The 11,906-nt window shown below is 43.1% G+C and carries 10 protein-coding genes; 7 read left to right on the forward strand and 3 right to left on the reverse strand.

Annotation, left to right across the window (positions count from 1 at the left end; all coding sequences use genetic code 11):
• Positions 1-40: 40 nt before the first annotated feature.
• A complete protein-coding gene (locus JMX91_RS12485) occupies positions 41-1,060 on the forward strand; it encodes an adenosine kinase (RefSeq protein ID WP_201549457.1) in 1,020 nt (339 codons plus the stop codon).
• A gap of 114 nt (positions 1,061-1,174) precedes the next feature.
• On the opposite strand, the gene JMX91_RS12490 is transcribed toward JMX91_RS12485, so the two are convergent.
• Positions 1,175-2,497: an O-acetylhomoserine aminocarboxypropyltransferase/cysteine synthase family protein gene (locus tag JMX91_RS12490; RefSeq protein ID WP_201549459.1), complete on the reverse strand. Its 1,323-nt coding sequence runs from the start codon at positions 2,495-2,497 to the stop codon at positions 1,175-1,177.
• A 256-nt stretch (positions 2,498-2,753) separates the two neighbouring features.
• Complete coding sequence (nfuA, locus tag JMX91_RS12495; protein WP_057761762.1) at positions 2,754-3,437, reverse strand: Fe-S biogenesis protein NfuA; 684 nt, start codon at positions 3,435-3,437, stop codon at positions 2,754-2,756.
• Positions 3,438-4,007: 570 nt separating this feature from the next.
• On the opposite strand from nfuA, the gene JMX91_RS12500 reads away from it, so the two are divergent.
• The 4 genes from JMX91_RS12500 (at position 4,008) to JMX91_RS12515 (ending at position 8,923) form a co-directional block, all read left to right on the forward strand.
• The gene (locus JMX91_RS12500) at positions 4,008-5,009 is read left to right on the forward strand and encodes an alpha/beta fold hydrolase (RefSeq protein WP_201549461.1); all 1,002 of its coding nucleotides are present in this window, start codon (positions 4,008-4,010) and stop codon (positions 5,007-5,009) included.
• A gap of 410 nt (positions 5,010-5,419) precedes the next feature.
• The gene (locus JMX91_RS12505; protein WP_201549463.1) at positions 5,420-6,487 is read left to right on the forward strand and encodes a bifunctional nicotinamide-nucleotide adenylyltransferase/Nudix hydroxylase; all 1,068 of its coding nucleotides are present in this window, start codon (positions 5,420-5,422) and stop codon (positions 6,485-6,487) included.
• 184 nt (positions 6,488-6,671) lie between these two features.
• Positions 6,672-8,069: a nicotinate phosphoribosyltransferase gene (locus JMX91_RS12510; RefSeq protein WP_201549465.1), complete on the forward strand. Its 1,398-nt coding sequence runs from the start codon at positions 6,672-6,674 to the stop codon at positions 8,067-8,069.
• Complete coding sequence (locus JMX91_RS12515) at positions 8,063-8,923, forward strand: SGNH/GDSL hydrolase family protein (RefSeq protein WP_160023395.1); 861 nt, start codon at positions 8,063-8,065, stop codon at positions 8,921-8,923. Before JMX91_RS12510 ends, JMX91_RS12515 begins: the two co-directional genes overlap by 7 nt.
• Positions 8,924-9,034: 111 nt before the next feature.
• Here the strand turns inward: JMX91_RS12515 and JMX91_RS12520 are convergent, their stop codons facing one another.
• On the reverse strand, positions 9,035-9,313 hold the full coding sequence (locus JMX91_RS12520) for a type B 50S ribosomal protein L31 (RefSeq protein WP_057761772.1): 279 nt from the start codon (positions 9,311-9,313) through the stop codon (positions 9,035-9,037).
• Between the two features lie 503 nt (positions 9,314-9,816).
• Between JMX91_RS12520 and JMX91_RS12525 the strand changes: the two genes are divergently transcribed.
• On the forward strand, positions 9,817-10,416 hold the full coding sequence (locus JMX91_RS12525; RefSeq protein WP_201549467.1) for a YceI family protein: 600 nt from the start codon (positions 9,817-9,819) through the stop codon (positions 10,414-10,416).
• Between the two features lie 232 nt (positions 10,417-10,648).
• Positions 10,649-11,740, forward strand: a complete 1,092-nt coding sequence (locus JMX91_RS12530) for a GNAT family N-acetyltransferase (protein WP_201549468.1) — start codon at positions 10,649-10,651, stop codon at positions 11,738-11,740.
• Positions 11,741-11,906: the final 166 nt, after the last annotated feature.

Below are 11,906 nucleotides of genomic sequence, written 5' to 3' on the forward strand. Positions count from 1 at the left end.
AAAGATAACCATTTATAAATGAATTGAGGAGAAATAAGCAATGTACGATGTAATGGCAATAGGTAATGCGTTGGTTGATCACGAATATGTGCTGTCAGATGCGGCACTAGAAGAGACCGAGTTGACCAAAGGTAATATGACGCTGGCAGAATTTGAGGAGCAGCAGCAACTACTGGCCTACTTTAAACTGGCTGAGATTGAGCCATCAAAACAAGCAGGCGGCGGATCAGCAGCCAATACTATGTTTACCTTTGCCAGCTTAGGCGGTAAGCCTTTTTATGCTTGCCGCGTCGGTGATGATGATCAAGGGGCGTTTTATCTCAGAGACTTGCATGAAGCAGGTGTCGCGACCTCAGACAAATCTATCCATGAAGGCGGTGTGACCGGCTCATGTGTGGTTGCCGTTACCGAAGATGGCGAACGCACCATGCAGACCTATCTTGGCACCTCAAGTGAGATTGCCGCTGACAATGTTGATTTTGACGCATTGACTCAAGCAGATTGGCTATATATAGAAGGCTATCTGGCGATGTCTGAGAGTATCCAACCAGCAATGACTCAATTACGTCAGCAAGCTGGTATTCATAATGCAAAAATCGCCGTAAGCTTTGCTGACCCTGCGGTAGTGAAGTTTGCCAAAGATGGCTTGCTTAATATGCTCGGCAACAAAGTCGCTGTGATATTCTGCAATAGCGAAGAAGCAAAGCTATTCACCGATAAAAAACAAGTCAAAGCAGCAGCGCGTGCACTGCTTGAATATTGCCAAATTGCCGTCGTCACTGATGGTGCCAACGGTGCGGTCATTGCCCATCAGCCTAATGATGAGGCAGAAGTTGAAGTGTATGACGTTGCAACACCAGCAGTGGCCAATGTCATCGATACCAATGGTGCAGGTGATAACTACGCTGGTGCTTTCTTATATGCATTATCGCAGCAGTATAGTCTGCTAGAATGTGGTCGTCTTGCCAGCGAAATATCAGCACAAGTTATTCAGCAGTTTGGACCGCGTCTTGCCTCGCAGGATTATCGAGATATCGCACAGCGTGTACTGTCTGCTTAATCATTAAACACATCTGTGGGACGCAAAACAAAAAGCCCATATCAAATCGATATGGGCTTTTTGTTTATATTAGACTTGTTCAAACAGTTTGCTCAACTTAATAAGCGCTTGTTATTAAGCAGAAGCTAATGCTTGCGCGAGATCGGCTTTGATATCTTCGATATGTTCAATACCAATCGACAGTCGTACCATATCTGTACTAACGCCTGCATTTTCTAGCTCTTGCTCATTTAACTGACGATGGGTCGTCGTCGCTGGATGACAGGCCAATGATTTCGCATCACCGATGTTTACCAAACGAGTAATCAGTTGCAGCGCATCAATAAAGCGCGCTCCTGCTTCCAGTCCACCTTTAACACCAAAGGTCAAAATAGCAGAAGGCGTACCTTTCATGTATTTTTTGGCAAGCTCATGCTCAGGATGGTCAGACAGACCTGCATATTTCACCCACGCAACTTTATCATGGTCACGCAGATATTCTGCAACGGCTTGTGCATTTTGCACGTGACGCTCCATACGCAGACTTAGCGTCTCCATACCTTGCAAGATACCAAAAGCATTGAGCGGGCTGAGGGCTGCGCCAGTATTACGTAATGGCGCAACGCGCGCACGGGCAATAAAGGCTGGCGCGCCTACGTCTTTTACGAAATTTACCCCATGATAGCTATGATCTGGCGTATTCAACAGTGGGAAACGCTCAGGATAATCACCCCAAGCAAACTTACCGCTATCGACAATCGCACCACCGATTGAAGTACCGGTTCCGCTCATATATTTGGTCAATGAGTGAATCACAATATCTGCACCGAACTCAAATGGACGACATATCGCAGGCGTCGCCACGGTATTATCAATCACGACAGGTACACCGTATTTGTGAGCGACATCACTGAGCGCTTGAATATCAACGATATTACCTAGTGGGTTACCGATACTCTCGGCAAAAACCATTTTAGTTTTATCATCAATCAAGTCACGAATGGCTTCTGGGTCTTTATGATCAAAGAAGCGCACTTCGATACCTTGACGCGGCAATGCATGGGCAAACAAATTGTAAGTACCGCCATATAGGGTCGATACGGCGACGATATTGTCGCCTGCTTCGCAAATAGTCTGAATCGCATAAGTAATGGCAGCCATACCAGAAGCTACAGCAAGCGCACCGATACCGCCTTCTAACGCAGCCACACGCTCTTCTAGCACCGCGTTGGTCGGATTCATGATACGAGTATAGATGTTGCCTGCGACTTTTAAATCAAACAGATCTGCACCATGCTGAGTATTATCAAACGCATATGAACTGGTATGATAAATAGGCACGGCGACTGCTTTGGTCGTTGGCTCTACACTATAGCCTGCATGAATCGCTAAGGTCTCAAGACGTTGAGGGGTTTCTGGCTGTTGGGCTGTTTGCTGGTCTGCTGATCCATCACTCATAGTACATTCCTTTATGTTGATAAAAGATGATTTGTTGACGACGTATCGCTCGAAAACCATCTTAAAAAGCTGTCTGCTAAATCATAGCAATAAAAAAAGCTGAGTTCATCATAACTCAGCTTCTTTATTAAAAGAATAGCAAAATACTCATCTCTTCATGACAAATATTCATAAGCAGCAAACCAAACAGGCATATCTATACTAGAGATGATGGCCACCTTTATAGCAGCCACTTTGCTTTTAACTATTTTTTACTTTATTTGTAGTAAGCATTCTCTGTACGAGTATGGTCAGTCTCGTCAACCACTTGGGTCAATTCTGGAATTTGCTGTTTTAGCTGCACTTCAACGCCTTGACGTAGAGTCATATCAACCGCTGAACACCCTTGGCAACCACCGCCAAATTTCAATACAGCGGTCAGACCAATGCCTTCTTCATCAATCAGCTCAAGTAACTGTACGTCACCACCATGCGCTGCTAAGCCAGGGTTAATCTCTGACTGCAATACATAGTTGATACGCTCTTCGACACTGGCATCAGCGCCTACTTTAGGTACTTTAGAGTTTGGTGCGCGGAAAGTCAGCTGACCACCGAAACGATCTTTATTATAGTCGATGACCGCGTCTTCTAGATAAGGTACTGACGCCGCCTCGATAAAGGCAGAGAAGTTTTCATACGTAAAACGCAAGTCAGCACTGTCTTCTTCGCCCGGTTGGTTATAAGCCATGCAGCACTCTGCGCGCGGCGTACCAGGATGCTCAACGAAGATACGCACACCGATACCATCGGTATCCTGTTTAGATAACAAATCTGCCAAGTAGCCTTGAGCTGACTCAGTGATAGTGATGTTACTTTTCGCTTCGACTTGCTCGGTATCTAGGGCTGATTCATAGCCAGCAGTTTGATCTAGTTGGTTATCAGCTTGGTTTTGCTCACTCATAATTTTTCCTATGCGTTATGACACAAACGCTATATCTATTATGGCTACTGTGTCGTGAATTTGGATTTTTAAAATGTTTACGATTTATATAAGACATGCAGACTGGCAATATTTTCGATTTATTATTGTATGACATTGGCCGACATGAGTATAAAGTTTAATCCATCTATAGCAGTCATTATACCTGAATCAAGCATCAATTCCGACCACGCTACTGCGAATTGAACCGTGGCTGTTGCAAATGGTCGTCATTGGTTTTTTTAATGATGCTGACAGTTGCCAAAGTAACTTTATATTTAGATGAGAAACCACAAACACGCTAAATGACTATGTTGGCTGCCAAGTTATTCTCTATATAAAGACAGCGGTACCATTTATCAAGCGCACTCAGCGTTTCCGATATGCCATACCGTTCACATCTAGTCTGAGCAAGTCATCTGGTTTTGACGTAGTATAGTTAATTTGAATGATTGTGCGCAGTAGCGTTATGAGCATAGTAGCTTTTAATCGCCTTGTATTATAAGTATCAACTTGTATAAAGATTAAGTATTTTTTGGATAGGATCATTTTATGATGACACGGACGTTGCACCTAGTAACTACCAAGGATGATGAGAAAATTGCCGTTTGGAAAGTGGTTGATAATTCAGACAAAGATACGATAGCTAACACATCAGAAAACAGCCTGCCTAACATCACACCGCAAAACATATTTTTGACGCATGGTACGTTTTCTGACAAGCAAACTTGCCTCAAAATCGCCGAATATTTTGCAGGGCTTGGTCATCACTGCTACATCATGGAGTGGCGCGGGCATGGTGATAGCTCAAAACCCACCAAAAAATTCAATTTTGAGACGGTTGCTACTTATGATTATGAAGCAACTTTTCGCTATTTTTTTGATGAATTAAAACTCGATAATCTGCACTGCGTCACCCATAGCGGTGGCGGCGTTGGCTTAACCATGTTTCTCGTCCAAAACCCAAGCTATATCGATAAGGTCAATAGCATCAGTATGTTTGCCTGCCAAGCTTTTGGTGCGGCGCCAGACTCGACCAGCTACGCGAAAATCCTTACCGCCAAGGTACTTACTCGACTGGTCGGCTTTATACCCGCTAAGCAGTTCAAGGTAGGCCCTTTTAACGAAAGCTACTATACGATGACCCAGTGGTACGATTGGAATTTGCGTAAAAACTTTAAAAGCAGCTTTTTGAATAAGGCTAATTTTGATAAAGGTAGAGCGAATACAGACGAAGTGAACGAAAGCATTAATCAGCAAAAGAATGTTGGCGATGACTTTATTGACTATCGACATCATATGGCTCAAATCACGATCCCCGTTTATTCTATTAGCGCAAAAGGCGATACCTTCATATCCCCTACTTGCGGCTGTCGTTTGTTTTTTGATGGCTTTAACAATTCAACCAATGTCTTTCGAGAGTACTCGCTTAATAACAGCGATTTAGATGATTATACGCACAGTCGTATTATGATTAGCCGTAATGCTGCAACAGAGATTTGGCCAACGGTGACGGCATGGATAGAAAGGCATGCGAGAACTCAGGATAAATAATGACCACTTTAATACTGATTAGCTTTGCTGTTTTAACTATTGCTATGGCAATTGTCTATCAGTACTACTTTACTGTGACCAAGCAAATAATGAATCGTTACGACAAAGCGCCCTATGTACTCGTCCTGTTTTATAATCCCTCATATCATATAATCTTTTATGCGGATCACAAAAGTGACCTAAAGCCCAAAGAAGCAAATGCTTTTAAGTGCTACTTCTCAATATATACTGTCATGATTATTTTATTTATTACCCTGTTCCTTATAGGAAATACACTCATCTATCTACATACAACCTAGCTAACATTTTCAACAAAACATCTTTATACTTGTCAGAAAGTCATGGGCTGTGTCAGTATTAGCGTCATTAATTTTTAATCAATAAAAATAAGTCGTAGGAAGTTGGCGTCTATGAGTGAATTATCAGAGCAACAGTCAGATAAGCAAAACCTAGATCAGAAAAGCAGTAAACACTATCGTTATCTAGTCTTTATCGGACGCTTTCAGCCGTTTCATGCTGGGCACAAAGCTGTCATTGATGAGGCGCTAAAACGCTCAGACGAAGTGATTATGCTGATTGGCTCAGCCAACTTGCCACGTAGCTTACGCAATCCATTTAGCGTCGCTGAGCGTGCCGCAATGATTAAAGGTGCCTACTCTGAAGAAGAAGCCGAACGCATTCACTGTGTTGGCTTAGATGACGCACTCTACAATGACACCCGCTGGCTACAGTATGTGCAGGCAGGTGTAAAATCTGTCACTGGCGACTTGCAGACGGATATTGGTTTGATTGGTCATTCAAAAGACAGCTCATCGTACTATTTATCACTGTTCCCCAACTGGGACTCTGTGTCAGTGCCCAATTATCATAACTTATCAGCCACGCCTATTCGCGACAGCTATTTGATGGGTGCCACGCCAACACCTGAGCGTACGCCTGAGTCTACGCGCAATGTCCTCGATGCATTCAAAAAAACTGACGATTATCATCAGCTGCATGAAGAAGCAGACTTTATTGATAAATACAAAAGACAGTGGGAATCAGCACCATACCCGCCTACCTTTATGACAGCCGATGCATTGATTGTACAGTCGGGACACATCCTACTGGTTGAGCGACGCAGTATGCCAGGACGCGGACTGTGGGCGCTGCCGGGTGGATTTCTAAATCCAAAAGAGACGCTGTTTGATGCTTGTATTCGTGAACTGCGCGAAGAAACTCGCCTCAAGGTGCCTGAGCCAGTATTACGCGGCTCCTGCCATAGCCAACATACCTTTGACGATCCATATCGCTCAGCGCGTGGTCGCACCATTACTCAAGCGTTTTATTTTCAACTCAAAAACGATCCAAAAGGTCTGCCAAAAGTAAAAGGTGGCGATGATGCGACCAAAGCATTTTGGTTACCATTGGCTGAGCTCGATGCGAAGATGATGTTTGAAGATCACTATGCGATTATTACTAAAATGGTTGGCTTGTAGTTCATTTCTATTCGTTTTTTTAGCAGCTTTTTTTAATAGCTACTTGAGCAAATTATTATCAATAACAGCTATCACTAAATATCGTATTAACAATTTGATACCAATGCCGATAGACGGCAATCAACCACCGCCACTATTTTTTTATTAAAGCAGCTGCGGCATTTCAAAGCAGAGGAGTTCTGTGATGTATACCAGTAATCTAAACAATTTAATCTTAAATAGTGACAGCTATAAAACCTCACATTGGGTGCAATATCCAAGCGGAAGTGAGTATCTATCAAGCTACATTGAAGCGCGCAAAGGCGATTACGATGTGGTGTTCTTTGGCTTACAAGCCTTTATCAAAGAGTACTTAAGCACCCCTATTACTCATCAAGATATCGATGAAGCCGAAAAGGTTATTCAAGCGCATGGCCTAACCTTCAATCGTGCTGGTTGGGAACATTTGATCGAAAAACACGACGGCTATTTGCCACTGCGTATCCAAGCCGTACCCGAAGGCAGCATCGTGCCTGTGTCCAATGTAGTCTGCCAAGTAATCAATACTGATCCTGAGTTTTACTGGCTACCCAGCTATATCGAAACAGCGCTATTGCGTGCGATTTGGTATCCATCCACGGTCGCTAGTGTCTCTCACTATTGCAAAGACATTATCCGTCAAGCATTAGAGAAATCAGCGGACAATACAGAGTCCCTGCCTTTTCGCTTGCATGACTTCGGCGCGCGCGGGGCATCGAGCCAAGAAACGGTTGCACTGGGTAGCTTAGCGCATTTGGTCAACTTTGCTGGTACTGACTCGATGACAGCGCTTATCGCTGCTAGTCGCTGGTATCAGATGGGTGATGATATGCCTGCATTCTCTATTCCAGCGGCCGAGCACAGTACGATGACAGCTTGGGGACGTGATAGCGAGACTGCTGCTTTTCATAATATGATTGAGCAGTTTGGCGGCGAAGACAAAGCCTTTTCGGTCGTTTCAGATAGTTATGATTTATGGAATGCCATCGACAATATCTGGGGCGACGCCTTAAAAGATGAAGTTAAAAATATGGGCGGCACTTTGGTCATTCGTCCAGACAGCGGCGAACCTACCAAAGTCGTCCGTGAAGCGTTAGAGCGCTTGGCGGTGAAGTTCGGTACGACCGTAAACAGTAAAGGCTATAAAGTGCTACCCGACTACGTACGCATCATCCAAGGTGATGGCATCAGCTCGCAAAGCTTAAGTAAAATTATTGATGTGGTCATCAAAGCAGGCTTTAGCATAGAAAACGTGACATTTGGTATGGGCGGTGGTCTATTGCAGCAAGTCAACCGCGACACCATGAGTTGGGCAATGAAATCTAGCGCTATCTCTATCGATGGCGCATGGAAGGATATTTACAAAGATCCCGTCACCAGCCGCTCAAAACGCTCGAAAAAAGGACGATTGGCACTGGTAAAATCCGATAGCGGCCAGCTAACAACCATAAAAGAAAATGAGATGAGCGACCCAACTGACAATCTATTACGTGATGTCTACGTCGATGGTAAATTGTTAATTGAAGACAGTCTTACGACTATCAGGGAACGTGCAGGATGGTAGATACTAGTAAGCTGACATCAGTCGCAAAGGACGTTTTACTTGCCCCTGTCTACCTCTATCAAGGCCGCAAAATCAAGCGTGATACAGTCCGCTTGCCTGAACCACATGGCGAAAGGCACGGCGTGATTGACCTGCCTCAAGCGAATAATGAGGTATCAACGCAAGACGCTAAAACCTTTAACCTTATGGTCGTCGGTGATTCGGCAGCAGCAGGTGTGGGTAGCCAAACGCAGCAAGAAGCGTTGGTCGGTAAGCTCATCCCGATACTGGAACAGAACAAGGCTATCCAATCAAATTTTGCTCGACTCAATTGGTCGTTGCAAGCGACAACAGGTCATACCAGCTTTGATATTCTACGCAGGTTATATGTCCTACCGGCTCCTGAGCAGCCTATTGATGTGATGTTGCTAAGCGTAGGGGTTAATGACACGACGTCCAATGTCTCTGTACATAAATGGCAACAGCAAATTGAAGACATTATCAATATCGCACAGCGCAAATTTGGCGTACGAGAATTGGTTTTTTTAAGTTTGCCGCCGATGGCGCAAATGCCTGCAATCCCTGCCCCGCTCAATAACTTTGTGGGCGCAAAAGCATCGATACTTGATGGGATATTACAGCAGGTCTGTGCGGCTCATGCTAGTGTCACTTATATGGCAACCGACTTTACAAGGATGCTAGAAGAGCATGCAAATGGTTCGGCTATAGATATCAATGTGATGTTTGCCAGTGATGGATTTCATCCTAGCAGTCTGATGTACGGCTATTGGGCACAGCAGATAGTAGAGACTATTATCCAATTATTAGATTCTATTCAGTTATTAGACTCATCTACCACTGAGTTTGAGCGCTAAACAGCCTGTTAGCTTTATTTTTAGACAATAGAAAATTAAACCAAAAAAAACCGCTGAATAATCAGCGGTTTTTTATTGCTTAGCGAAATATATTTACACCATAAGTGTAAATTATTCAGCAGCGTCTGCAGCTTTCTTGCTACGGCCACCAAATGCGCCAAAGCGTTTGTTGAAGCTTGCAACACGACCTTCAGTAGAAGTTTTACGTTGCTCACCAGTATAGAATGGATGCGACGCACTTGAGATATCAAGTGGGTAGTATGGGTATTCTTTACCTTCGTATTCACGAGTCGCTTTAGTCTTAGCAGTTGAGCGAGTCAAAAAGAACACGTCAGCGTTAGTGTCGTGGAATAAAACTTCTTGGTAATTAGGATGGATATCTTTACGCATAATATACTCTCTAGGTCCGATGTATGTACAACGTCTAAATACAGCATCAGCGATGATGTATCAAACAAATGATGACATACGTAACTGAGGCACTAAGGACATTACAAGTATGGCAACTGCGTCACTGGCTTATTCCAGCACCCAACACCACCCTTCTGTTCGCTTAGCCTTTCCCCAGCGGGAAAATTAAACCGCGATTTTAACGGTTTTTGACGTAAGACGCAAGGAGCAGTTGTGATAGAGATATGTGATAAGTTGTCACTGAAAGCTCGAGAGTGTTGAGATAGGCGATTGATTTTAGTACAGTAATAAAGTTAGTTAAATTAATCAATGATATCTACTATTGTAGATAATCTAACCAAATACAACCTTAGCTCTTAATTATACATAGTATACTTAAAGGGTACAGCTACGCGATACAAACTCCATTTGAACATCGCTACCAGCAACTAATTTACTTCTCAATCACTCGTAACTTAACTGAATTAAATAAGGAATATTTAATGATAAATACTAAAATAAGCACGGCCACCAAAGCACTATTTATTGGCTCAGCATTAGCAGTTACTACCATGGCAAGCGCTGCCCTACCGACTCAATGGCAGCTAGATGACTCCCATACTCGTGTTGGATTTTCTGTCAGTCACTTGGGGTTTTCAACCACCATGGGCCACTTCAATGATGTCAAAGGTATGGTGAATTACGATATTAAAGCTCCTGATAAAACCAGCATGGACTTTACCATTGCGACTGATAGTATCGACACCAATTGGGATGCTCGTGACAAGCATTTAAAGACAGATGAGTTTTTTAATGTAGCAAAGTATCCAAACATGACTTTCAAATCTATTCAGGTCAAATTCATTAATCCGCAGCAGGCTAAAGTAACGGGTGACTTTACTTTACTTGGTCAAACCAAACCACTAACCCTAGATGTCACGTTAAACAAAATCGCTAATAGCCCTCTTACCAAAGAGCCAGTCGTTGGTTTCCGCGCTACTGGTACACTTGATCGCGCCGCTTATGGTATGACCGCTTACGCTGACGGTATCACGACCAATGTCCCTATCCAAATCGATGGCGAGCTAGTAGAAAAGAAATAACTGTAAGCTTATAGCTCTCTAACGGCTTTTGAAAAAAATGAGAAAAGCAGCCTACCCTCACTTATAGAGGCAGGTTGCTTTTTTATTTCCTATAAATTCTTCTACGCTCTAATCATATATATTCATTATTTTACATAAAAGGTTTTTATGTACTTGAAGGCTTCGTACTTTGTTGTTATATTCATATATACGGATTTACGAATATATAACGCAACACTGAGGGAGCAGCAACGTGGATACAGTACAAGTTGATTACATAGCGATAGATGCTGAGTGGGATAAGAAGGTATCAAATCATCATTTTGATATATATCACTTATCTGGTTGGATTGCGGCCTCAGCTGTCATCGACAAGGGCAAACCTCAAGGAATCATCGCTCGCTATAAAGATAAAGAAGTATTGTTACCCATTATAATTAGAGACATTGACTCAGAGCATTGGGATGCTACTTCCACTTATGGTTACGGTGGCCCGTTGATGGACAAAACCCTCACTGATGCCGAGTTAGACATCGTACTAGATGAGATAAGGGCTTTTCTTTGCGAGAGAGGCTGCGTGTCTTTGTTTATGCGGTTGCATCCGATTATTAATAAAGAATGGATACCCACAGTTGGCAAAGCACTGACTCACGGGCTGACCTTGATGTCTGATTTGAGTAAGTCTGAAGAAGAGCATTGGAGCGAGACACAAAATCGACATCGCCGCGGTATCAAAAAAGCCATAAAAATGGATGTCGTGACAAAAACAGAATTCTTAACTCGGCAGAATGCGATGGTGTTTTCAGACATTTATAAAGAGACAATGCGACACGTCAAGGCCAGTGATTACTACTTCTTCGATGATGATTATTTCTTTAATTTGCTTGAAAACCTTCAAGAAAAAATATTGTTGATAACCGCCTATCAAGACGATAAAGCAATTGGGTCTTCTATATATACGCTCTGCCAAGAGTCAGGCATTATGCAGTTTCATCTTGGCGGTACGCTGAACGCCTATACGCATCTACAACCTTCTAAACTTATCACTCATGTCGCTCGCAATTGGGGACGAGAGAACCGTTATGAAGTGCTACATCTTGGTGGCGGCGTTGGTTCCAATTTAGATTCTTTATATGAGTATAAAAAAGGCTTTAGCTCGCAAGAGTTACTATTCAAGACTTATAGACTCGTCGTTAATGTAGTGAAATATACAGAGTTAGTGGCGGATATCTGGTTCACGGAAAGTGATCTGCTCTCAGACTTTTTTCCCTTATACAGAAAACAGCCTAGCAAAGAAGAAGTGCTAGAGACTATTCAAGTTGAGCCTTTAGCAAATGTGACATAGTACAGATTGCATCTAATACTAGAGAATATATGAACGCTAGAGACCATCCCGAATTCTGTGTAACTGCCATTTAGATTAAATGCTTACTGATACGGTCATCAAACATAATCATAAAACGATTCAGAGCAGACGTCCAGTTACGGATTGGCATCGACCACTTTTTGGA

Source organism: Psychrobacter sp. Pi2-1 (assembly GCF_904846645.1).
GTDB lineage: Bacteria > Pseudomonadota > Gammaproteobacteria > Pseudomonadales > Moraxellaceae > Psychrobacter.